21 protein-coding genes are annotated in these 24,094 nt (G+C 50.0%); 13 read left to right on the forward strand and 8 right to left on the reverse strand.

The window, feature by feature from the left end:
- Positions 1–204: 204 nt before the first annotated feature.
- Positions 205–1,155 carry a DMT family transporter gene (locus tag ACR6Z4_RS13725; protein WP_479717848.1) on the forward strand — a complete coding sequence of 317 codons (951 nt, stop codon included), beginning with the start codon at positions 205–207 and terminating at the stop codon, positions 1,153–1,155.
- Positions 1,156–1,252: 97 nt separating this feature from the next.
- Positions 1,253–1,888 carry a peroxiredoxin gene (locus ACR6Z4_RS13730; protein WP_479717849.1) on the forward strand — a complete coding sequence of 212 codons (636 nt, stop codon included), beginning with the start codon at positions 1,253–1,255 and terminating at the stop codon, positions 1,886–1,888.
- 310 nt (positions 1,889–2,198) lie between these two features.
- Here the strand turns inward: ACR6Z4_RS13730 and ftsY are convergent, their stop codons facing one another.
- The 3 genes from ftsY to ACR6Z4_RS13745 form a co-directional block, all read right to left on the reverse strand.
- Entirely contained in the window at positions 2,199–4,175 is a 1,977-nt protein-coding gene (gene ftsY, locus ACR6Z4_RS13735; RefSeq protein WP_479717850.1) for a signal recognition particle-docking protein FtsY, read from the reverse strand.
- 320 nt (positions 4,176–4,495) lie between these two features.
- Entirely contained in the window at positions 4,496–5,572 is a 1,077-nt protein-coding gene (gene rlmN, locus ACR6Z4_RS13740; RefSeq protein ID WP_479717851.1) for a dual-specificity RNA methyltransferase RlmN, read from the reverse strand.
- A 177-nt stretch (positions 5,573–5,749) separates the two neighbouring features.
- A complete protein-coding gene (locus ACR6Z4_RS13745) occupies positions 5,750–5,917 on the reverse strand; it encodes a hypothetical protein (RefSeq protein WP_479717852.1) in 168 nt (55 codons plus the stop codon).
- A gap of 54 nt (positions 5,918–5,971) precedes the next feature.
- Here ACR6Z4_RS13745 and ACR6Z4_RS13750 point away from each other — a divergent pair, with 54 nt between their 5' ends.
- Both ACR6Z4_RS13750 and ACR6Z4_RS13755 read left to right on the forward strand, forming a co-directional pair.
- On the forward strand, positions 5,972–6,928 hold the full coding sequence (locus tag ACR6Z4_RS13750; RefSeq protein WP_479717853.1) for a serine hydrolase: 957 nt from the start codon (positions 5,972–5,974) through the stop codon (positions 6,926–6,928).
- 238 nt (positions 6,929–7,166) lie between these two features.
- Positions 7,167–7,781 (forward strand): TetR/AcrR family transcriptional regulator, encoded by a 615-nt coding sequence (locus ACR6Z4_RS13755; protein WP_479717854.1) that lies wholly within the window; start codon positions 7,167–7,169, stop codon positions 7,779–7,781.
- A gap of 99 nt (positions 7,782–7,880) precedes the next feature.
- Here ACR6Z4_RS13755 and ACR6Z4_RS13760 read toward each other — a convergent pair whose 3' ends face one another.
- Together ACR6Z4_RS13760 and ACR6Z4_RS13765 are read right to left on the reverse strand one after the other, a co-directional pair.
- Positions 7,881–8,918, reverse strand: coding sequence for an aldo/keto reductase (locus ACR6Z4_RS13760; RefSeq protein ID WP_479717871.1), 1,038 nt, complete (start codon positions 8,916–8,918; stop codon positions 7,881–7,883).
- 306 nt (positions 8,919–9,224) lie between these two features.
- A complete protein-coding gene (locus tag ACR6Z4_RS13765; protein WP_479717855.1) occupies positions 9,225–9,635 on the reverse strand; it encodes a peptide chain release factor 1 in 411 nt (136 codons plus the stop codon).
- A 579-nt stretch (positions 9,636–10,214) separates the two neighbouring features.
- Between ACR6Z4_RS13765 and ACR6Z4_RS13770 the strand changes: the two genes are divergently transcribed.
- The 7 genes from ACR6Z4_RS13770 to mnmG all read left to right on the forward strand — a co-directional run bounded on the left by ACR6Z4_RS13770 (position 10,215) and on the right by mnmG (position 16,562).
- Positions 10,215–10,397 (forward strand): hypothetical protein, encoded by a 183-nt coding sequence (locus ACR6Z4_RS13770; protein ID WP_479717856.1) that lies wholly within the window; start codon positions 10,215–10,217, stop codon positions 10,395–10,397.
- Positions 10,398–10,491: 94 nt separating this feature from the next.
- On the forward strand, positions 10,492–11,961 hold the full coding sequence (ffh, locus tag ACR6Z4_RS13775) for a signal recognition particle protein (RefSeq protein WP_479717857.1): 1,470 nt from the start codon (positions 10,492–10,494) through the stop codon (positions 11,959–11,961).
- A 286-nt stretch (positions 11,962–12,247) separates the two neighbouring features.
- The gene (gene rpsP, locus ACR6Z4_RS13780) at positions 12,248–12,496 is read left to right on the forward strand and encodes a 30S ribosomal protein S16 (protein ID WP_479717858.1); all 249 of its coding nucleotides are present in this window, start codon (positions 12,248–12,250) and stop codon (positions 12,494–12,496) included.
- 8 nt (positions 12,497–12,504) lie between these two features.
- Positions 12,505–12,885, forward strand: coding sequence for a KH domain-containing protein (locus tag ACR6Z4_RS13785; RefSeq protein WP_479717859.1), 381 nt, complete (start codon positions 12,505–12,507; stop codon positions 12,883–12,885).
- Between the two features lie 146 nt (positions 12,886–13,031).
- The gene (rpsU, locus tag ACR6Z4_RS13790) at positions 13,032–13,205 is read left to right on the forward strand and encodes a 30S ribosomal protein S21 (protein ID WP_479717860.1); all 174 of its coding nucleotides are present in this window, start codon (positions 13,032–13,034) and stop codon (positions 13,203–13,205) included.
- Between the two features lie 132 nt (positions 13,206–13,337).
- Complete coding sequence (locus ACR6Z4_RS13795; RefSeq protein WP_479717861.1) at positions 13,338–14,294, forward strand: PhoH family protein; 957 nt, start codon at positions 13,338–13,340, stop codon at positions 14,292–14,294.
- Between the two features lie 363 nt (positions 14,295–14,657).
- Entirely contained in the window at positions 14,658–16,562 is a 1,905-nt protein-coding gene (mnmG, locus tag ACR6Z4_RS13800; RefSeq protein WP_479717862.1) for a tRNA uridine-5-carboxymethylaminomethyl(34) synthesis enzyme MnmG, read from the forward strand.
- Here the strand turns inward: mnmG and ACR6Z4_RS13805 are convergent.
- The 3 genes from ACR6Z4_RS13805 to ACR6Z4_RS13815 all read right to left on the reverse strand — a co-directional run bounded on the left by ACR6Z4_RS13805 (position 16,498) and on the right by ACR6Z4_RS13815 (position 21,781).
- Positions 16,498–18,486: a CHASE4 domain-containing protein gene (locus ACR6Z4_RS13805; RefSeq protein WP_479717863.1), complete on the reverse strand. Its 1,989-nt coding sequence runs from the start codon at positions 18,484–18,486 to the stop codon at positions 16,498–16,500. The genes mnmG and ACR6Z4_RS13805 overlap by 65 nt on opposite strands.
- Before the next feature lie 798 nt (positions 18,487–19,284).
- Positions 19,285–20,193, reverse strand: a complete 909-nt coding sequence (gene crtR / locus ACR6Z4_RS13810; RefSeq protein WP_479717864.1) for a beta-carotene hydroxylase — start codon at positions 20,191–20,193, stop codon at positions 19,285–19,287.
- Between the two features lie 196 nt (positions 20,194–20,389).
- Positions 20,390–21,781, reverse strand: a complete 1,392-nt coding sequence (locus tag ACR6Z4_RS13815; protein ID WP_479717865.1) for a malic enzyme-like NAD(P)-binding protein — start codon at positions 21,779–21,781, stop codon at positions 20,390–20,392.
- A gap of 177 nt (positions 21,782–21,958) precedes the next feature.
- Between ACR6Z4_RS13815 and ACR6Z4_RS13820 the strand changes: the two genes are divergently transcribed.
- Complete coding sequence (locus ACR6Z4_RS13820; RefSeq protein ID WP_479717866.1) at positions 21,959–22,546, forward strand: prolyl hydroxylase family protein; 588 nt, start codon at positions 21,959–21,961, stop codon at positions 22,544–22,546.
- 400 nt (positions 22,547–22,946) lie between these two features.
- Positions 22,947–24,094 (forward strand): aminotransferase class I/II-fold pyridoxal phosphate-dependent enzyme (locus tag ACR6Z4_RS13825; RefSeq protein ID WP_479717867.1); only part of this gene is annotated, 1,148 nt, incomplete at its 3' end.

Raw genomic sequence — 24,094 nt, forward strand, 5'->3', positions numbered from 1 at the left:
CAATTGAAAATTGCTATGACAGACTAACCTGTCTTCCTCTGATCAGATGAGTGAACCGGGTGAGGTTGCCTGACCCAGTTGATCCTACTCTGAGGGTAGTTCTGAAACTGTCATGGTGTCGGGTTGCGTGGGCAAAGCCCACGCAACCCGACACCATGACTACTCTCAATTTAAACGGAACGCACGGGTTAGAAAAGGTTTTCCATGCAACTTCACCATAGCTCTGGTCAATGGCGCTTGGGACTTAGCTTAGCGCTTACGACTGCATTTTTATGGGGTATCTTGCCGATCGCCCTCAAGGTTGTTTTAGTCTCGGTAGATATATACACTGTCATCTGGTTTCGATTTCTGATGTCGTTTGGGCTGTTGGGGCTGTATCTGGCAAAGCAGCAGCAAATCCCGACCTGGCAAACGATACGGGCTTGTCGAGTTGAGTTGCTGGCGATCGCCACCTTGTTTTTAGCCGGAAACTATGTGCTGTTTTTAGAAGGATTGCACCTCACCTCACCGACCAACTCACAGGTGATCATCCAACTGGCTCCTGTGTTTTTGGGTCTGGGTGCCCTGATTTTCTTTAAGGAGAGCTATACTCTGCGGCAATGGTTTGGCTTGGGGACACTGAGTTTGGGCATGACGCTGTTTTTTAAAGACCAACTTCAGGGATTGCTCAATGCTCCGGCAAATTATTTACTGGGTACCGGGCTTTTGGTCATAGCGGCAGTGCTGTGGGCTGTCTATGCGCTGGCTCAAAAACAATTGTTACTGCAACTGCCGTCTGCGGTCATTATGTGGTTCATTTATGGAGGGAGTGCATTGTTGTTTACCCCGGTTGCATCTCCAGACCAGTTGCTATCCCTGACTCCTTTAGAGTGGAGTATGTTGGTGTTCAGCGGGTTCAACACGTTTTTGGCGTACGGTGCGTTTGCTGAAGCACTGGAGCATTGGGAAGCGTCGCGGGTCAGTGCAGTTTTGTCTACCACCCCCATCGTCACATTACTGTCGGTAACGCTCGTGGCGATCGCATTTCCCCAGCTGATCAAACCCGAACAAATTACCGCTTCAGGGTTGCTAGGGGCTGCATTGGTAGTGGTGGGTTCGCTGGCGATCGCACTGGGGCGATACTCATTCACCCATAAAGCCGTATTGAAATCCTAAAAAGATCTAAACTCCGACAGGAATACCGGGGTTTTATGGCATTATTACTAGGTAAACTCCGGATTTGTTCCTTTTATTACAGACAGGAAGTTCATCTATGACACTTCGACTAGGCGACGTCGTTCCTAACTTTACCCAAGCCTCCACAGAAGGTGACATCGACTTCTACACATGGGCTGGCGATAGCTGGGTGGTGCTTTTTTCTCACCCTGCGGATTACACTCCTGTTTGCACGACCGAGTTGGGTACCGTTGCGAAACTCAAGCCCGAATTTGATAAGCGCAACGTTAAGACCATCGCACTCAGTGTGGATGGCGTTGAGTCTCACATGGGTTGGACAAAAGACATTGAAGACACCCAAAGTACCAAACTCAACTATCCGATCCTGGCAGATGCAGACAAAAAAGTGTCTGATCTCTATGACATGATTCACCCCAATGCGAATGCTTCCCTCACCGTTCGCACTGTGTTTATCATCGATCCCAACAAAAAGCTGCGTCTATCTCTAACCTACCCCCCCAGCACAGGTCGTAACTTTGACGAGATCTTGCGGGTAATTGACTCGTTGCAACTGACTGACAATTACAGTGTGGCGACCCCAGCCGACTGGAAAGATGGCGAAGATTGCGTTGTCGTGCCTTCGATCCCCACAGAAGAAGCGAAGAAGAAGTTCCCGAAAGGGGTAACGGAAGTCAGACCCTATCTGCGGATGACACCTCAGCCGAATAAGTAATTTCAGGGTGATACTACCAAAAACTCCTCCCTAGTCGGGGAGGAGTTTTTTAGTAGTTCTAAAAAGAGTAATGATTTTTTGTGGCGCGGGCAATGCCCGCGCCACAAAAAATCATTACATCACTATCACTACCGTTTTTTACGATTCGCGTGTGAGTTCGTTGGAGCAAACCATTTGCGCAACAAGCGGTTTGCCCCAATCAATCCTAGTACACCAACTTAAAAGTTTTAGAGGGGGTGGAGGGGGTAAAACCCCCTTTTGGGGGCTGCGCCCCCAAACCCCCATGTTGCAAAATTTCGTGTTTGCCACACTAGTTGCTGAGCAAGGCTTCCACAAATTCGTAACTGGAGAAGGGGCGCAAATCTTCAATCCCTTCGCCTGCGCCAATAAAGCGAATCGGTAGCCCCAACTGCTGCACGACAGCTAGCGCGATCCCGCCCTTGGCAGTGCCGTCGAGTTTGGTCAGCACAACGCCACTGAGTTGAGCGGCGGCTGAAAAAACTTCTGCCTGACGCAAGCCATTTTGTCCGAGGGTAGAGTCAAGTACGAGCAACGACTCAATATGGGCGTCGGGTGCTTTTTTGTCGATAATGCGCCGAATTTTGCTGAGTTCGTCCATCAAATTCTTTTTATTTTGCAATCGCCCAGCCGTATCAATCAGCAAGAGTTCTGTATCGCGCGATTGAGCTGCTGTAATGGCATCAAAGACCACGGCGGCTGGATCGGTGTTTTTGCCAGGATTGGCAATGACCTCGACATCACTGCGTTTACCCCAGACCTTGACCTGTTCGACGGCAGCAGCTCGGAAGGTGTCGGCTGCCCCAATCAAACAGCGATAGCCCGATTTTTGGGCAACATGGGCGAGTTTACCAATCGTCGTGGTTTTGCCAGCGCCATTGACACCCGTAATCAGCCAAATGTTGAGGGTATCTTTTTCAGGCGCAAAGTTTGGGTCGTAGGTGGAATAGGGGCGATCGAGCATTTCTCGGAGAATTTGTTTGAGATAGGCGATCGCTTGTTCGGGAGGGAGTGCCTCTTGTTTAAGTTTTTCCTGGAGTGAATTGATGATGAAATCGGTGGCTTCGACCCCCACATCAGCTTGCAATAGCAGCGACTCGATTTCCATGACCGCATCTTGATTGAGCGGGCCCTGACCAACAATCGATCGCAGCTGATTGATCAAACTCCGGCGGGTTTTGTCTAACCCCTGTCGTAAACGCTTCAACCAGGTAATTTCTTCCAGATCGATCTGATCAGGTCGGCGTCCCTGCGCGGCAAGCACCCCCGCCGACCAGATAAAGTTTTCATCGAGCGCGACATCGGGGATCGGGTCTGCTTCCGTCACCCCGGCAGCAGTCGCTGCGGCAGCGGCAGCGGCTTCGGCTTCCGCCACTTTCAGTGCTTCCGCTTTGATCCGTTCTAAGCGTTCTTGGCGTTCGGCTTCTGCTTTTGCCCAGAAAGGTAATGTTGTGGCTGGCGTAGCCGATTCTGCCTCGGCGTCTTCGGTCTCATCGGTTGTGGCATCAGGCGCAGAGTCTGCGATGGCATCCGGCACAGATTCCAGGGCGGGTTCTGTTTCTTCTACAACAGGGGCTTGCAACTCAGAATCGCTCGCTGCCAGTGGTTCCAAAGGAATGACGGGCGCGATCGCCTCTGCTCCTTCCTCTGCCGACTCAACGACTGCGGCAACATCGGCTGCCGATTCGATTTCATCTACGACCGGAACAACAGCCTCAGGCTGGATCTCCGGTACCGTTGCTTCGACCGCTTCTGTGCTTTCGGATGCTGTGCTTTCGGATGCTGTACTTTCAGACTCTGGACTGGAAGCTGTGCTCTCGTCTGCGATCGCCCCGTCAGCAACGGGTTCATCCGGTTCAACAGATGTCTCTGTCAGCAAGTCAGATGGCGTCTCTACCTGTTCAGGAATGGCTTCAGAGGCGGATTCAGAGGACGGTTCAGAGAGTGCTTCAGGGGCGGCTTCGGGAAGCGGTTCGGGCGTGGGTTCAGGTGTCGCTTTGGGAAGTGGTTCAGGCGTGGGTTCGGCTGTCGCTTCGCTGGGTACTTCAGCGGGTGTTTCGGTCGCTTGCGCCGCTTGCTGCCGTTTTTGAATCGTTTGGTAAGCGACTTTTGCCCAGGTCAAATAATCTTCGGCGATCGCTGGGGTTGCTTCAGGTTGACTATCCTCAGGTTTGGCTTCAGGTTGCGGTTGAGGAACGTCCTTCGATTCTGTTTCAGAAGGGGTGGTTGGCTTGTTAAATTTGCGGTTAAACCAATTAAAACCAGACATAGACCTAACTCAAACCTGATGATGGATAGCGACGCTTGCGGTAATTGAGCCACACAATCAATATGGCTTTCCTTACTCTTCTTAACACTTTATCGGATTTAAGGGATAGCTATCGTTCTTCAGGGAAGGTCTGCCTCTGGTCTATGGCAACAGAACGCGATCTGGCAGTGCTTAGGATCCTCACACAAATAACTTGAATAACTTTTTTGGGAGAGTGCGGCTCCGCCGCACTCTCCCAAAAAGTTGTGGGTTTTAATTTTATCAGGATCCTTAATCCAGCGATAAACGTTGGTGTGAGTGCCTTAATCTTGGCGATCGCCTCAAACCCCAGCTTTAGACGCCCGTAATTGTCCGCAGGCAGCATCCGCAGCTAACCCTCGGGGACGACGGACGCTGACGGCAATATTATGAGCCTCTAACACCTCAACAAACCCCTGAATCCGTTGCGGACTGGGACGTTTGTAGTCTACTTCTTGAATGGGATTGTAGGGAATCAAATTGACATGACTTTGAAACCCGTGTAAATGCTCTGCCAATTCTTCGGCATGGGTTGGGTCATCGTTGAGATGAGATAACAAAATATATTCAAACGTCACCCGTCGTCCGGTGATCTGGACGTATTCGCGGCACTCTGACAGAAGCGCTTTGAGAGAATATTGGCGAGCACTGGGGATCAGGGTTTCTCGTAAAGCTTGATTAGAGGCATGGAGGCTAATAGCCAGGGTTACTTGCAACTGGTGTTCGGCTAGGCGGCGAATGCGTCCTGGAATGCCAACGGTCGAAATGGTGATCGATCGCTGCCCAATGCCAATATCTTGATTTAGCGATCGCACGCTGGCTAATACCTGGTCAATATTCAGCAAGGGTTCGCCCATGCCCATAAAGACCACATTGCTGACTCGTTCGCCAAAGTCTTCCTGTACCGTCAAGACCTGATCGACAATTTCGTGGCAGTCGAGATTGCGTAAAAACCCACCTTTTCCGGTCGCGCAGAAGTCGCAGCCCATCGGGCAACCCACCTGAGAAGACACGCAGACCGTCAGCCGTTTGGCAGTAGGAATACCCACTGTTTCAATAATCTGTCCGTCAGCTAAGCGCAGCAAATATTTCACCGTTTTATCCGGTGCAACAGAGCGATAGTGCAACTCTGATCGTCCGATCGGCGTATCGACCAGTTGTTCGCGCCACTGTTTAGAAAATACCGAAATCTCAGTCAGCGATCGCGCCCCTTGTTGATAAATCCATTGGTGCAGTTGTTTGCCCCGGTATGCAGGTTGCTGCTGCTGCTGCACCCATGCCGTCAGCTCGTCCAGGGATTTGCCCAAAAGCGGCACATTAGGGCGATCGCCCTCTAAAGATGGGGATTCAGAATCAAAAGCAACCGAAGCTGGCGTCATCACTACACGGTGTCTCTAACGAACAAGGTCTGTTGTCTGGCATTAGTAATTCGGGAGATGAATTTGACGATTTCACCGTCAAATTCATCTCGATATTGAGCAATGCCTGTTGTCCATATTAGCGATTTCTCTGTGCCCCAGTTCTGTAATTTCTGTTTAAACAGCCACGCTGCTGGTTTAGGCGATGAAATGTTGGTGGGAGTGCTGCGCTCCGCGCAGCACTCCCACCAACATTTCATCGCTGGATGAAGCAATGCCCTGATTTGAATCCTGACATTTGAAGTCTGCCATACAATTCTGTAGCGCTTCATGCCCAGATAAATTACAGTTATTTTGTTGAAACATAGGATTAGAAAAGCGTTCAACACAATTAATAGCCCTCCACATTAAACCTTGCTCATGCCTTTTTTCCAGCGAGACGACGAATTACAAACGTGGGGCGATCGCATTCTCACAGAAACCTGGAAGGCGTTTCCCGGTTTAGCCGAAAATCAAATCGCCCTCACCTGGCTGGTGTACGATCCACCCTGCATTGTTAATACAGGCGGGGCACTGAGTCCACAAGAGTTTTGGCAATATCCCATCCGAGGCTTTTCCTACCGGGGAGTCGAATGCATTTATCCGGCTAGCGTGGTCAAATTGTTTTACCTGGTTGCCGTTCATGAATGGTTGCAACAAGGCATGATCACGGTATCAAGCGAACTCGATCGCGCCACCCGCGACATGATTGTAGACTCTAGCAACGATGCCACCAGCCTCGTAATTGATGTGTTGTCGGGTACCACCAGTGGTCCTGAATTAGCAGCGGGTCCGTTTGAAACCTGGAAATATCAACGCAATATCATTAACCGCTATTATCAATCGCTGAAATGGGCTGAGCTAGAAACTATCAACGTCAATCAAAAAACCTGGTGCGACGGTCCCTATGGGCGAGAACGAATTTTTTTAGGCGAATTAATGGACAATCGCAATCGCCTGACTACCAATGCGACGGCACGGTTACTCCATAGCATTTTGGGTGGGGTGGCAGTCTCGTCAGAGCGATCGCAATGGATGATGGGGTTGCTCAAACGCAGCCTCAACCCGGCAGATCTGGCAGCCGATCCAGACAATCAAGTCACAGGTTTTTTGGGCGAAGGCTTACCACCCCAGGCGCGTCTCTGGTCAAAAGCAGGCTGGATGAGTCGAGTGCGACACGATGCTGCCTATATCGAACTGCCCGACCAACGCCCCTATTTACTGGTTGTGTTTACAGAAGGCAAAGAGCATAGCCAAAACGACCAGATCTTACCGTTCATCTCTCGACAAGTAGCCATGGCAATCAGTCAGTTGGCACAATGGCAAGTCAAGCTGTAGCGTGTTGCGCTAGCGTACTTAGGATTCTTGTCAAAATAACGGGAATGCCTGTTTTGGGAGAGTGCGGCGGAGCCGTACTCTCCCAAACACGTTATGGTCTTTAATCTTGTAAGGATTCATTACTCTCGTGCTTCGTAATGATCTGTGAATTTTTACAGCGTCAATAAATTAGGTATACGACAATAATCGCTACGGGATCATCCCCCATCTCTTGTCAGTATTTGAACCCAACTCAATCATGCAAACACATTACCTCTCCCAGACTGAAGTCGAGACTCAGACTCGGATTCTTAAGGCAGCAGAGCATTTGTTTGCTCGTAACGGGTTTGATGGCACGACGACCCGTGACCTGGCTCATGCTGCCGGAGTCGCCGAAGGCACCCTGTTTCGTCATTTTGAAAATAAAAAAGCCATCTTAGTCGAAGTTGCCACCCGAGGTTGGGTTGATCTGCTAACCGATTTGCTGACAGAGTTGAGCGGCATGGCAAGCTACAAGGCGATCGCCCAGGTGATGCGTAAGCGTATGCTCAACCTGCACAAAAATGCTGATATGCTGCGGGTATGTTTCATGGAAGCGCAGTTTCATCCTGATTTGCGCGATCGCATTCAGTCCGATGTCATTGCCAAAATGACCGATGTCGCGGAAGCTTTCTTTCAAACAGCCATGGATCAGGGCATCTACCGCCCCATGAATCCGCGCATTGTTGCCCAGGTGTTTTTGGGCATGTTTACCGTTGCCGGATTCAGCCGCGACACCATCATGGCAGAGAGTTCTTCACCCGAAGCCATGCTAGAAATGGCAGAAGGACTCGCCGACATCTTTCTCAGTGGCGTTTTAGCCAAAAATACCTGAGACTCTGGTGGTGTTAATTTGATCGATGACATTCGGCGTGGGTGCCGCGCTTCGCGCGGCACCCACGCCGAATGTCATAACGGAGTTAAGCAACGCACTTTAGGGAGCGGGATTGGGATACCGGGCATGAACCGCATCGATCGCCGCTAAGAGTTCCGCATTCACATCCACGGTCAATGCGCCCAAATTTTCTGTTAATTGTTCGACAGATGTGGCACCGACAATGGTGCTGGTAACAAACCAACGACTGCGAACAAAGGCGATCGCTAAAGTAGCAAGGCTAATGTCATGGGCATGGGCGATCGCTTGATAGGCTTTGACGGCTTCAGAGACATTGGGTTTACGATAGCGATCGCCAAAATTGGGAAACAGCGTCATGCGGGTGTTTTGAGGCTGTGCATCCACATACTTTCCGGTCAACACCCCAAATCCTAACGGACTGTATGCCAGCAAGCCAACGTGTTCTCGATAACAGGTTTCTGCCATGGCAAAATCAGACACCCGGTTCAACAAATTGTAGGCATTTTGGATCGAGATCACTGTCGGTAATCCCAACTGCTCCGCTGTTTGACGAAACTTCAGCACTCCCCACGGCGTTTCATTACTCAGCCCGATATAGCGAATCTTACCGGCATGAACCAAGTCTGCCAACGCCATGAGCTGTTCTTCAATCGGTACCGTTTCTCGCTCGTGCGTCGGGTCAAACACGCTCTGACCAAACAACGGCACATAGCGATCGGGCCAATGAATCTGGTAGAGATCGATATAATCGGTTTGCAAGCGTTTAAGGCTATCCTCAACGGCTTGAAATAGGTTAATTCGATTGACAGCAGTCGAACCCCCTCGAATCCATTTCAAGCCGCGTGAGGGGCCCGCTATTTTGGTTGCGATGATCAGGCGATCGCGCGGTTGGCGCACCAGCCACTGACCAATCAATACCTCCGTTGAGCCTTGAGTGTCCGCACGCGCTGGAACTGGATACATTTCGGCGGCGTCTATAAAGTTGATCCCCTGGGCGATCGCATAGTCCAATTGCGAATGCGCTTCTTCTAGCGTATTTTGTTGACCGAATGTCATCGTTCCCAGACAAATTTCTGAAACTTGTAGATCGCTTTGCCCTAACTGTCTATAGTCCATAGCTTGCGAAAAAATTCCTGTTTTATAGACCGGACGCACTATGACCGCCACTAGTACACCAACTTAAAAGTTTTAGAGGGGGTGGAAGGGGTAAAACCCCCTCTTGGGGGCGCAGCCCCCAAACCCCATGTTGCAAAATTTCGTGTTTGCAACACTAGTACACCAACTTAAAAGTTGTAGAGGGGGTGGAGGGGGTGAAACCCTCTCTTGGGGGCGCAGCCCCCAAACCCCCATGTTGCAAAATTTCGTGTTTGCGACACTAGAGTGCCTTATCAGTATTGCTCAGGACGATTGTTCATAACGAAATCATCGCCAAAACTGCCAGCCCCCCAAAAAGACACCCAATAGCAACCCCATCAGCGACCCCTGCTGTGCCCCGATCAACAGTTCAGGAATGGGGAACAACGATTTGATGCTGATGACGACCATCAGACAAAAGATTAATGCCCACAAGACGCCTGTCGTGACCACGACCCGCTTGAAAAAATGGGCTAACAAGAACACAGCCAATGCCCCTACCCCCATGGATATGACGACCAACATCACCAGATCGAGCGGTGGGCTAAACAAAATTCTTAAGCTGTCCTGAATTGCCTTAAACCGCAAGCTTGCAATTAAAAGCACGTCCAGAACCGTCGCCAGCAAAACTGCCAGACCCGAAACTTGCATTAACGATAGCCAGGGAAGATATTTCAACTGATGCAACGGGTTAGGCATAATCTCGTTTTCTCCAACGGTCAACTAAACGGTCTGTAGGGCTTAAGGCAGATTGTAAGAATACGGTGATCATCCTGGGTAAACTCCCGCTTCTGAACCAGGGGCTTAAGCCCCTTGCCTGCTCAAGTTGTTTCCACGCGAGTCCTAAAGATCGTGGATTTAATAAACCCCGATTCTTTTTGAGAGAACGGCGGCGGAGCCGCCGCTCAAAAAGAACTACAGATTAATTAATCTGTGATCCCAAAAGCCTATTGCTATCCGAGTAACGTTGGCACAACAAAAACCTAGTCATGGTTCAGATCTATCTGCCCATCGGATGCCGATGAGCCTCCCAGGCAAAATTTAGGCCAGTCTTCATAAGCTGAGCAGATGAATATGAGGGAATCCCATAAAATTCCCGGAACATTGCCAAAAAAGTTGTTCGCAGGGGGTGACACCCCTCACCCTTGTAATGGCATAATGTGATAAGTAGATGCACCCTGATGGTAGGGAGAGTTACCAAATGGCTCTCCCTTTTTTTATTACCTACAATTTTGTCTTACTTCGAATCCATCGCCAAATCGAATTGCACCATCGGCAATGGGCAAGCAGGGAATCCCCTGGAAGTATAGCAACCGCAAGCCACGAACAACGGCATCTCTGCACACCGTCTTGTTCAAGGGCGTTGCTGATTTTGGGGATGAATTTGAACGTGAACCCAAAGGGTTCACGTTCAAATTCATCCCGCTATTAAGCAATGCCTGTTCAAGCGATCGCGACTGAGTCATATCCAGGCGATCGCAAGATTGTCACATCAAAAAAATTCCACCTGGTAAACTTTATATAAGTAGTTGGACCAATCAATCCTCAATAAGACATGTTTGATGCCCTTTCCGAACGCTTGGAATCTGCCTGGAAGAAGCTTCGCGGTCAAGATAAGATCTCTGAATCAAATATTCAAGAAGCCCTCCGAGAGGTGCGTCGTGCCCTGTTAGAAGCCGATGTAAATCTTCAGGTCGTCAAAGACTTTGTTGCAGATGTTCAGACCAAGGCAACAGGTGCAGAGGTCATTGCCGGAGTTCGCCCGGATCAGCAATTTATCAAAATCGTCCACGATGAACTCGTAGCCGTCATGGGCGAAACCAACGTTCCCCTGGCACAAGAAGAGACGGCTCCGACCATTGTGTTGATGGCAGGGTTGCAAGGAACCGGAAAGACAACGGCGTCAGCCAAATTAGCTCTGCATCTGCGGAAACAAAACCGCAGCACGTTGTTGGTCGCAACCGATGTCTACCGTCCTGCGGCAATCGACCAGTTGGTTACCCTGGGGAAACAGATCGATGTGCCCGTTTTTGAACTGGGTAAAGATGCTGATCCCGTTGAAATTGCTCGTCAAGGGGTCGAAAAGGCAAAAGCTGATGGCGTCGATACAGTCATCATCGACACGGCAGGGCGTCTGCAAATTGACCAGGACATGATGGCAGAGTTAGCACGGATTAAAGACATCGTGCAACCCCATGAGGTCTTACTGGTGGTCGATGCCATGACCGGGCAAGAAGCTGCCAATCTCACCCGCACCTTTCAAGACCAAATTGGCATTACCGGCGCAATTCTCACCAAGATGGATGGGGATACGCGGGGTGGAGCAGCGCTTTCGGTACGGCGAATTTCAGGTCAGCCGATTAAATTTGTCGGGGTTGGGGAAAAAGTTGAAGCCCTGCAACCTTTCTATCCCGATCGCATGGCATCTCGAATTTTGGGGATGGGCGATGTCTTAACCCTGGTCGAAAAAGCCCAGGAAGAAGTTGATCTGGGTGAAGCCGAAAAACTACAAGAAAAAATTCTCTCGGCTCAATTTGATTTCACCGACTTCTTAAAACAAACTCGCTTACTCAAAAACATCGGGTCGTTGGGCGGCATCATGAAAATGATTCCGGGAATGAATAAGATCTCCAGCGAACAGTTGGAACAAGGTGAAACCCAACTGAAGCGCGCGGAAGCCATGATCAACTCGATGACGCCGGAAGAGCGGAGAAATCCAGATTTATTGGCGAGTTCTCCGGGGCGACGACGGCGCATTGCCAAAGGGGCTGGCTATCGAGAAGCTGATGTGGGTAAGTTGGTCAGTGATTTTCAAAAGATGCGATCGCTGATGCAACAAATGAGCCGAGGACAGTTTCCCAATATGCCCGGCATGGGAGGGGGAATGTTTGGGCAACAACCCGCCATGGGGCCCAGAGCCGGAGGGACGCCGCCGGGATGGCGGGGCTATCAAGGGGGCGGTGCGCCACCGATGGCTAAAAAGAAGAAGAAAGACAAAAAGAAAAAAGGATTTGGCTCTCTATAGCATTCGCGAGCAGCGTTAATGGGTAGGAAAAGCTCGCTCCGCGAGCTTTTCCTACCCATTAACGCCAGATCCAGACCATCACCAGAGCTTTTGGCTAAAGCAACATTTTGTGCTTTCGACGAACTGACGCTAAAATAAAGTCTCTAGATGCTTTTTTGTTAGAGAAGCAAGTCTTTTCGCAGTTCATTTTTAATTTCACTACCCAATTCAAGGGGGTGATATTATGATTGATCCTGTATTTAGAAATATCACTCGCTTGTTTTTTCCAGGAGTATAGTTTTCAGGCATGATTAGACTGCGCTTAAAGCGGTATGGCAAGAAACGGGAAGTTAGTTATCGGATTGTAGCGGCGCACAGCACCACCCGCCGAGATGGTCGTCCGATCGAAGAATTGGGCTACTATAACCCCAGAACCGATGAAGTTCATTTAGAAGTAGACGCGATTGTCAGACGGCTGCAACAAGGCGCAGAACCGACAGAGACGGTTCGCCGGATTCTAGAAAAGCAAAAGATTTTTGAACAGGTCAAAGCCTGATTTAGCTTGTGCCTGATTCTACGACTACAGAATTTGCCCCACCGATGCTAACCGAGCCAGACTATATTGGGCTAGCGAAGTTTATGTTGCAACCTTTCTTAGACTCACCAGAGTCTTTGAAAGTCGATTGCGAAGTCTTGCAGCGTCGGTCGCGGGTTTTGCTTCGTATGGCATTTGATGGAGAAGATAAGGGTCGCGTATTTGGTCGAGGTGGACGAAATATCCAGGCAGTGCGGACGGTCTTACAAGCGATCGCCCAACTGCATGGCTGTTCGATCTACTTAGAAATCTACGGGAGTCAATCTACTGCAAAAGAGGGACGGACAGACGACAGTCCACCATCTCACCGACCACCACCCCATCGTCGATCGAACCGACCTCGTTCCTGAGCTCTATGGTTGGAGCTAATGAACACAGTCTGATCTAGGAACGTGATGTCAGAGCTTGATCGTACAAGCAGTTCCGCTTCCGTCATCCTGCCTGCGCGATTAAAAAATTTGCTTGAAAAGGTAAATTAAGGAGGTGAAGATCGCGAGTGTCCGAGGTTCGTTTAGGGGAAAATGAATCCATTGAGTCTGCCCTAAGGCGCTTTAAGAAGAAAATCCAGAAGGCTGGAATTCTCTCTGAAGTCAAACGGCGTGAACGTTACGAAAAGCCTAGTTTGCGTCGGAAGCGCAAAGCTGATGCGGCTCGTAAGCGCCATCCATAAATTGTTACGACAAACAGGACGCTTGAGTTCTCTTTTCTCAGGACTCAAGCGTTTTTCGATCTGGTTTTGCTCAATCTGGGTCTGTATAACAAACCCAAAACCAGCAACGCCTTCGATTTGGGATATTAAAATTTGGCAACTACCCTCACCATCGAATTTCCCAACCCCGCCAGTGCGATCGCTCTAGCAGGATTTAAGGAAGAAAACCTCAAGCAACTGGCGCAGCTTACTGGCGCAGGCGTAGTACTGCGTGGGCAATCGTTACTGATCTCAGGCACTGAAAAGCAGGTTGAACTGGTTTCAGACCTAGTGCGATCGCTAGAACCTTATTGGAGTAAAGGAAAAAGCGTCACTGGGGTCGATATTTCGACCGCTCGTCATGCTCTGGATACGCAACAGCAAGACGAACTACAAAACTTGCAGCGTGACGTGCTGGCTCGTAACCGCCGGGGAGAAGATATTCGGGCAAAAACGTTTCGCCAACGCCAATATATTCAGGCGATTCGCAATCACGATCTGACCTTTTGCATTGGACCGGCAGGTACAGGCAAGACCTATCTAGCCGCAGTCGTTGCGGTACAGGCATTGCTGGCAAATGAGTATGAGCGGTTAATTTTAACTCGTCCTGCGGTGGAAGCCGGGGAAAAGTTGGGCTTTCTGCCCGGAGATCTGCAACAAAAAATTAATCCGTATCTGCGTCCCCTTTACGATGCTCTGTATGAACTGATCGAACCCGAAAAAATCGCCAGTTTGATGGAACGAGGGGTGATTGAAGTGGCTCCCCTAGCGTATATGCGGGGTCGCACCCTCAACCACGCCTTTGTCATTTTGGATGAGGCACAAAATACCACCCCCGCCCAAATGAAAATGGTGTTGACACGTCTGGGGTTCCGGTCTCGTATGGTGGTCACGGGAGATGTCACCCAAACAGATTTGCCGGTTAATCAATCCTCTGGACTGGCGATCGCCCAAAAAGTGTTGCATCGGGTTAAAGGCATTGCCTTCTGCCATCTTTCCAAAGCAGATGTGGTCAGACATCCGCTTGTGCAGCGCATTGTCGAAGCGTACGAAGGCTATGAAGGATCGTAGACTCGATCCAGAAAGTGGATTGTTCGTGCCCGCAGGTACAAACAATCCACACTGCTCACCCCGATTTTGGCTAAGTTTTTATAGCAACTTACAGCGCTTCGTGACTGGATCTGTTTAGATTTGTTGTGTGCCGCGCTCCGCGCGGCACACAACAAAAAATCTGTAGCTTATGCAATTGAAAATTGCTGTAAATGAATTTTGGGGCATGTCGAAGTTCAGGAGGGGCTTGGCAGTGCCAAGCCCGTACAGAGATCTGTCGTGCCCTTCATTCAAATTGGTGTTACTACGGCTGGATTCGGGTTGAGAGTAGCCCTGCACTCGCTAAAATTTTAAGTACGCCTTCTCTCTCGCAACTCAGAGCCTATGACTGTTGAATTTCAAGATGATTTTGATGTCATTGTCGTCGGAGCCGGTCATGCAGGCTGCGAAGCGGCTCTCGCCTCGGCACGTCTGGGCTGCAAAACCCTGTTACTGACGTTAAATTTGGATAAGATTGCGTGGCAACCCTGTAACCCTGCGGTTGGAGGTCCTGCCAAGTCGCAGCTCACCCACGAAATCGATGCATTGGGGGGCGAAATCGGCAAAATGACCGATCGCACCTACCTGCAAAAACGGGTTTTGAATATTTCGCGCGGTCCCGCCGTTTGGGCATTGCGGGCGCAGACCGACAAACGAGAATACGCGGCGGTGATGAAGCATATCGTCGAAAACCAGGACAACCTCACCATCCGAGAAGGTATGGTGACCGATCTGGTTTTAGGTGCCAATGATCAGATCATCGGCGTTGAAACTTATTTCGGCGTGGCGTTTCAGTGCAGGGCTGTGGTGCTAACCACGGGTACTTTTTTGGGCGGCACGATCTGGGTGGGCAATAAATCCATGTCTGCGGGACGAGCTGGTGAATTTGCTGCTGTGGGTCTTACTGATACGCTGAATCGATTGGGCTTTGAAACGGGGCGACTGAAGACTGGCACCCCGGCACGGGTCGATAAGCGCTCGGTGGACTATAGCAAGATGGAGTTGCAGCCCGGTGATGCGGACGTTCGTTGGTTTAGCTTTGACCCAGAGGTATGGGTAGAGCGCGAACAAATTCCTTGTTATCTAACTCGCACAACCGCAGAAACCCATCGGCTTATCCGAGAAAATTTGCATCTTTCCCCAGTTTATGGAGGCTGGGTGGATGCTAAGGGACCCCGCTATTGCCCCAGCATTGAAGACAAAATCGTTCGCTTTGCCGATAAAGAATCGCATCAAATCTTTATCGAACCGGAGGGACGTGAGATACCAGAGTTATATATTCAAGGGTTTTCGACGGGGTTACCCGAATCGTTGCAATTGCAATTGTTGCGATCGCTCCCCGGTCTAGAACACTGTGCCATGCTGCGCCCTGCCTATGCGGTGGAATATGACTACATTCCTACCACTCAGTGTTATCCGACGTTGATGACCAAAAAAATTGAAGGGCTATTTTGTGCCGGACAGATCAATGGCACGACCGGCTATGAAGAGGCGGCGGCTCAGGGATTGGTCGCCGGAATCAATGCTGCCCGCTTGGTAAACGCCCAAGATATGGTGATTTTGCCGCGCGAACATAGTTATATCGGCACCCTGATTGATGATCTGTGTACCAAAGATCTACGCGAACCTTACCGGATGCTAACCTCCCGGTCAGAATATCGTCTGCTATTGCGGTCTGATAATGCCGATCAACGCTTGACGCCTCTGGGGCGCGAAATCGGGCTGATTGGCGATCGCCGTTGGCAACTCTTTACCCATAAGCAAGCCCAGATTGCGGCTGAAAAAGAGCGGTTACACGAAACTCGGGTGAAAGAACATGATCCCCTCGGCAAACAAATTGCTCAAGAAACCCAACAGGCGATTAAAGGATCAATTACCCTGGCAGATTTACTGCGCAGACCTGGGTTTCACTATGTCGATTTAGATCGCTACCAGTTGGGCAATCCAGCCCTAAACCAGGCTGAGCGGGAAGGGGCAGAAATTGACATCAAATATTCGGGCTATATTCAACGCCAGCAAAACCAGATCGACCAGGTTGCTCGTCAAGCCAATCGTTCTCTACCCCCCGATTTAGACTACGCCGCCATCACCACCCTGTCTAAAGAATCGCGAGAAAAACTGGCAAAAGTTCGACCGCTCACGGTCGGACAAGCGACTCGCATTGGCGGAGTCAACCCGGCTGATATCAACGCGCTTTTGATCTTCCTGGAGGTGCGTTCCCGGATTGATAAATTGGAATGTGCACAATAAACTCTGCCCCCCTGTCCAGCGTAGAGAAACAGCGGAGTTGACCGTGATGCTCTTCTAAAACAATTTGATGGCTGATCGAAAGCCCTAAGCCAATCCCCTGACCCACGGGCTTGGTCGTATAAAAGGGATCAAACAGCTTTTGTCGGGCGCTTTCAGCAATGCCGCAGCCATTGTCTTTAATGTGAATGACAATGTGCTGAGTGCCCTGCATCGCTGTTTTGATCCAAATCGTTGGTGCGACAGGCTTGCCAGTGATGGACTGTGCTTGAAAGGCTTTGCCCACATTGTTGCCAAGAGCATCAATGGCATTTGCCAGTAAGTTCATAAACACCTGGTTGAGTTGTCCGGGATAACACTCCACCAGAGGTAACGTGCCATAATTTTTGATCACGGCGATCGCCGGACGATGGGACTGCTCTTTTAGTTTGTGTTGCAGCACAACCAGAGCACTGTCGATGCCCTCGTGGATATCAACCCGTTTCATTTCTGCCTCATCCAGACGGGCAAAATTTCGCAGGGATAAGACAATTTGCTGAATACGTTCGGAACCATTTTGAATGGAGCCGAGAATTTTGTCGAAATCTTCACTCAAAAACGCTAACTCGGTCAGCTCTTGCCCATCCTGGCTACTGGTCGGTGACCCCGAACAATGGGCTTGATACCGAGCCAAAATCTCCAGCAATTCCTGCCAATAGTCTCGAATATAAGGAACATTGCCTTTGATAAAACCAACCGGGTTATTGATTTCATGGGCAAGACCCGCAACCAATTGCCCCAGACTCGACATTTTTTCACTGTGAATCAACTGAGCCTGAGTCCTGCGCAATTCATACAGCGTTTTTTCTAACTCGATCGCCTTTTCTCGATATCGAGTTTCAGAGCGGCGGAGGGTTGTTTCTTGCATCAGGGCTTGTTGCATGCGATCGCGTTCGGTAGCATGAGCCAAAAGCTTATTCAACAACAGCCAAATCACAATGCCAGTCAATAGACCGGCGGCTAGCAACGAAATCGCCAGCGATTTCAGGCTAAGTAACCCTTGATGGTAGATATCTCGGGGGGTTTCGACGCGCAGCAACGCCGCCGGTTTCCCCTCCATATCATTGAGCAAAATATAGCCTGCGATCGTGTTGCGATTGATCGGCTGAATTAACGTGGTTTGGTCTTGCAGCAGAGCATAGGCGCGCTTGACATCGGCGGGTAATGACGCCGCATCCATCGGATAAATGCTCAGATTGACATGGGTCAGCTCCGACAGCTTATTTAACTCGGCGTCATCCAGAAAGCGACCCATCAGCATACTGCCCTGGATGGGACCGTCGCCATTGCTGGTGATGATAGGTAGCGAAGCAATGATTAAAGGACCCTGAGCCAGCGCAATAATGCCCGCCTGACTCTCCTGAGTATTGGGGTGATGCAGTAATGCAGAACCAGACTCTAGATACGTTGATAAATCATCCGGCAGGGCGGTGAGTTGGTCAGTGTCTGCTTCATATGTTTTGCCATAGACAATCTGGTCATCGGCATTGACCACTGCCATGACATCGAGATCGAGAGATTCGTAGGTCGATGCATGTAAGTGCTGCGTGACAAAGTCTTCGTTTTGATCCTGGCTAAATTGGTAGGCATCATCCCACGTGGCATAGTCTTTAGCGGTGGCTTCCAGCCCTTTGCTGTCGTTCCATATGGCATCTGTGACCCGCTGAATATTTTGCTCCATCGTTTGCTTTTCCAATCTGGAAAAGCTATTCAGCACAACGATAGCCGCACTGGCATAGAGGAGGCTGACCGTGCTCAAAATGGTTATGCCAATCAAAATGGGAGTCTTCCAACCCAGCGATGGAGACTTGCAGCGATCGCCTCGATCATCGGCGATCGCTGCGATTCCCAAGAGTGAGAGGGGCACAGTAATGCGGTGTGGAGTCATGGATTTCTGCCATCTGGGACATGAATAACGAGCAAAAATCGCCAACCAACTTAAACAAAAGCCGGACGTTTATTGTCAGAAGCACGGCAACGCCACACTTTTGACAATAAAGCGTTGGGTTTACTAAATCTATGAGCCTGAGACCAGTGAACAAGGGATCTTAAATCGAGGGTGGAGGGGTTTATCAGAAATATCGACCGGGAGGCTCGACCGGGAGACTCGACCTAACGGCTGACGACGAAGCCCCTCACACTCTAGCTATAACGTTGGCTTTTTAAATCGGTATGCAGCGAAAATCAAGTGTCTTCGATTAAACCAAACAGACTACGGTTCAGCACCCATTCAATTTTCAGTTAGATTTACTACTCTCATCATGACATTTATACGGAGATGTGTTCAGGAAATCTGATGATTTCAGCTAAAATACTGACAAATCCTGATACATATAGCCTACGAAACGACCTTACGAGAGGCTGATTTGTCGCATTTCGTCATCTCTCTGGCGATCGCCCAGAGGTGTTGTGGCGCGTTGCCCTGAATCGGTAGCGGGTTATGGTGAAAAACCCCAATCTCTGACCTGGTAAGCGATAGAGCGCCTGGGCACTGTCATCCAACAAAATGATGGGTAGAGAGCCACGCTGAGCGTGGCTCTCTACCCATCATCTGTACCTCACGTACTCAGGATCACAAATTAGTTAAAATCCTGATGTTTATTTTTGGAAGCGCGGCTGCGCCGCGCTTCCAAAAATAAACGTCGGTTTTATTAAATCTACGATCCTTAGGAAGAGCTATATAGATTTATTCTGAGAGATTGTTTGATTCGGATGAGGGCTGATGCCCGTGAAAACGAATGCCTAAAAAGATATCGTAAAGAAAACCCAGGAAATCCTTACCTTTTAACAATCCCAACGATTGATGGCACCCTTTCGCATCTAATAAAGACTGGGTTGCAAAGTACGCTTTTTCGTAGTTGTACCAGGGAATAGAAGGCCACAGGTGATGGATCAGGTGATAATTCTGTCCCATGATCAGCCAATTGAGAATTGGACTGGGATACACTCTGGCATTCTTCCAGCGATCGCGTTCTTGAAAAGGACGATGGGGTAAGTAATCGAAAAATAGACCCAGTGCCAACCCCACCACCAGGGCTGGGGCAAACCAAAAATTGAGAATATATCCCAAAAACCCGTGCTGCACCGCCGCATAGACGATTAGACCCACTGCCAGACGACCTAAAAACCATTCCAGTAGCTCATATTTGCGCCACAGTTTCCGCTTAAAAAAGAAGATTTCATGGTAAAAAAATCGGACTGCAATCAGCCAAAGCGGTCCACCCGTTGAAACAAAATGATCCGGGTCATTTTCAGGGTCATTAACATTGGCATGGTGTTGCATATGAACTCGGGTAAACACTGGGAATGAAAACCCTAGCATTAGCGCACTACCATGACCCAACAACGCATTCACAATGCGATCGCGATGCGCCACATTATGCGAAGCATCGTGAATTACTGTGCCAACCATATGTAGGGCTGCCACATTTAAAAAGAAACAACACCAACCTGCCCAGTGCCAGTGCCAGTATCCAATTACCGAGACTGCCACCAACGCCACTGATATTAGGAACATGAGTAGCGTTGGATTAAAGTCACCAGGCGCACCCAGCAGCTCTTTGGGCACAGTCAGGGGCTTCTCTGCCTCCGACATTTTGCGTTCACTCCTTTCAGTCACCCTTGCGTAGTATAAGATACGAGCCGTCAAGAATAAAGTTTTGTGAAATCAGCTCATTTAATTTAGAAACAGATTGTTAATCAAGCTGATTAATATCTTGCTACAGCTTAAGGATCTGAGCGAATTCTAAAGAAATGTTAAGAGGGCAGTTCGCAACTGCGGCTAGTCAGGGCTAATTTCCCGCAACCCCATCTTGTCGGGCAGCGCGTTGAACTGCGGCGGCAACGGCTGTCACCACCCGTTCGTCGAACACAGAAGGGATAATATGCTCTTTGTCGAGGTCTGACGATTTGACCAGAGAGGCGATCGCCGCTGCTGCTTCGAGATACATCGATGTGGTCATGGTCGAGGCACGACAGTCAAGCGCTCCCCTAAACATACCGGGGAATGCCAGGACGTTGTTGATTTGGTTGGGGTAGTCACTGCGACCCGTTGCCATCACTGCCACATCGTCGGTAACAAGTTCTGGCTGGATTTCGGGAATGGGGTTTGCCATGGCAAACACGATCGGGTCTTTTGCCATCGATTTGACCATATCGACAGACAGCACGCCTGGGGCACTGACGCCCAAAAACACATCGGCATTGACCAGAGCATCTGCCAGGGAACCGCTCTGGGCGACCGCAAAGGCTCGTTTTTGGTCATTCAAATCGGTGCGATCGAGGCTGAGGATGCCACGGGAATCGCACATACAAATTGTTTCGGCTCCTGCTTTTTGTAAGAGGTGGGCGATCGCCACGCCAGCAGCCCCGGCTCCATTGATCACAATGCGAATCTGATCCATCGATTTGTGAACCAGTTTAAGAGCATTGATCAACGCGGCAAGAGAGACAATGGCAGTGCCATGCTGGTCATCATGAAACACCGGAATATCCAGTTCTCGTTTCAGCCGTGCCTCAATTTCAAAACAGCGGGGGGCGCTAATGTCTTCCAAGTTGATGCCCCCAAAGACCGGCGCAATATTTTTGACCGTTTCGACAATGGCATCGGTGTCTTGGGTCGCAAGGCAGATGGGAAAGGCATCAATGCCGCCAAATTCTTTGAATAGCATGGCTTTGCCCTCCATCACCGGCAGTGCACCTTCGGGACCCAAATTGCCCAGACCTAAGACGGCACTACCATCGGTGACAATGGCAACGGTATTGCTCTTGATGGTGAGAGAATACACCTGTTCGCGATCTTCAGCGATCGCCGTACAAATACGCCCAACTCCGGGTGTATATGCCATTGCCAGATCGCTTTGATATTTCAGCGGAATTTTGCTGTGGACGCTGATTTTTCCGCCTCGGTGCAAATTGAATGTGCGATCGTAAACATTCAGGATTTTGATGTTGTCGAGGGCTTTGACAGCCGTGACAATGGTTTCGGCGTGTTCTGTGCTGGCAGCATCGATGGTGATATCGCGCACCAACAGCTTGAGCGTTTGCTCTAACAACTCAATTTGTCCAATACTGCCTCCTGCATGAGCGATCGCCTGAGTCACATGCGCTAACATCCCGGCTTGGTTAGGCAGCTGGATTCGAATCGTCAAACTAAAGCTAGGATTAGGTGTCAGGCTGACCATAACAAATGATGTACTCCTCTTAAGGAAAAAATGGGTAAGCTTGCGAATAAACGGTTTATCCAGCAACTGCTGGTCGCGCTAAGCCTAGCTTAGGGTAGCGTGAAGTTTACGATTGTACCAAGACACACGTATTAGACCCCTGACATATTCAGGCTGATTCAGCCGTAATTCTCTATCATGACGCCGCACACGTTGACGCCCCTGGGCAACGAAATTTTTCTTGTTAAAGGTCTTTTAGAACCGTACATCTGTCAGCACGTGATTCAAATTGCCGAGACGTCAGAGTTTGAACAAGCCGGCATTCTAGTAGCATCGGTCGATGATCAGGTTCGTAGCAACGATATGTTGCGCCTGGGGGGTGCGAATGCGTTGCTCAACTCGACTCATCAGTTGCTCTGCACCAAATTGGCGATCGTGCAGCAGCTTTTATTTGAAAGTTATGGTGTGAAATTTCCTTACGTTGAACCCTGTACGGTTTTGCGCTATCGCCAGGGACAGTTTTATAAACGCCATATTGATAATTTGTTACTGGCAAGTCGGTTTCAAGAGGCACAGCAGGGTATTCCGACTCGGGATATTAGCGTGGTGGGATATTTGAATGATGATTTTGAGGGGGGTGAAACGTACTTTGATCGGCAAAATATTCGAGTGCAACCCGAAGCCGGAGCGGTTTTGATTTTTCCTGCCTATTTTACCCATCCGCATGAATCACTCCCCGTTCGATCGGGGCAAAAATATGCGTTTACCAGTTGGTTATTTCATTAATTCGCTGGCATTACTAGTACACCAACTTAAAAGTTTTAGAGGGGGTGGAGGGGGTAAAACCCCCTCTTGGGGGCTACGCCCCCAAACCCCCATGTTGCAAAATTTCGTGTTTGCAACACTAGTAAGTCTGTCCATTAAAAATTGATGGTTAAAACGGGTGATGTGCCGCGCTTTGCGCGGCACATCACCCGTCAAAAAATACTTGACAAAGCACTGGTAGACCCAATTAAACGTTTGACCAGAGGGTGCAGGGGTTCCACCCCTGCGTGAGGGCTGCGCTCCCACAGCCCATGTTGAAGAATTTAGTATTCGCAACGCTAGTTTTTCTGGTTTGGGGGAGGGAATTGAACGGTTCCCGTTCAATTCCCTCCCCCAAACCAGCCCTATTCATTCTTTTCCTATGCCCGATGCGTCCGATCTAACTCCATTATTGACCGCCCTACACCACCGCAGCCAGCAAACCGATGCCCCGTTTTATACGCCTGGGCATAAGCGAGGACAGGGGATTTCGCGATCGCTAGCCGCATTATTCGGTGATGCGGTGTTTGCAGCCGATTTGCCAGAGCTGCCGGAACTGGATAATCTGTTTGCTCCAGAGGGGGTAATCCAACAAGCACAAACATTAGCTGCCGAGACATTTGGGGCTGACCACACCTGGTTTTTGGTAAATGGATCGACCTGTGGCATTGAGGCAGCCGTTTTGGCAACCTGCAAACCGGGTGACAAAATTATTTTGCCGCGCAATAGCCATCAATCTGCGATCGCCGCGTTGATTCTCTCCGGTGCGATGCCGATTTTTGTGCAACCCGACTATGACCCCGATTGGGATATTGCCCACAGCATCTCCCCGGCTGCCCTTGCCACTGCCTTAGACCAGCATCCCGATGCCAAAGCCGTAATGCTGGTTTACCCGACCTACTACGGCATTTGTGGCGACATTGAGGCGATCGCGGAGATTGCCCATCATCATCAGATTCCGTTGATTGTGGACGAAGCGCATGGGGCACATTTTGCCTTTCATGCCGATCTCCCCATCCCCGCCCTCGCTGCCGGAGCCGATCTCAGCATTCAATCGACCCACAAAGTCTTGGGAGCCATGACCCAGGCAGCCATGCTACATCTCCGCAGTGCTTACATTAGCCCAGAGCGAGTCAGTCGAGCGTTGCAACTGGTGCAATCGACCAGTCCCAGTTATCTGCTGTTAGCGTCACTGGACGCAGCACGGCAACAAATGGCGTTGCAGGGAAACACGTTAATGGAGCGCACTCTGGCACTGGCAGATGACGCCAGAATCCGGTTAAGCCAGATTGCCGGATTGCGGGTATTGCCATTCCAGCCAACCGGGAGATTTGCCGGATTTCATACCGGCGATCGCACCCGTCTGACGGTGGATGTATCGGGATTGGGCTTAAGCGGCTTTGCTGCCGACGAAATTCTCTATCAACACCTGGGCGTAACTGCCGAACTGCCGACGTTACGAACCCTCACGTTTATCATTACGCTAGGAAATACAGCAGCCGACATCCAGCAGTTAGTCACCGCATTTGA

It is taken from the genome of Calyptranema fuscum S582, assembly GCF_055793305.1.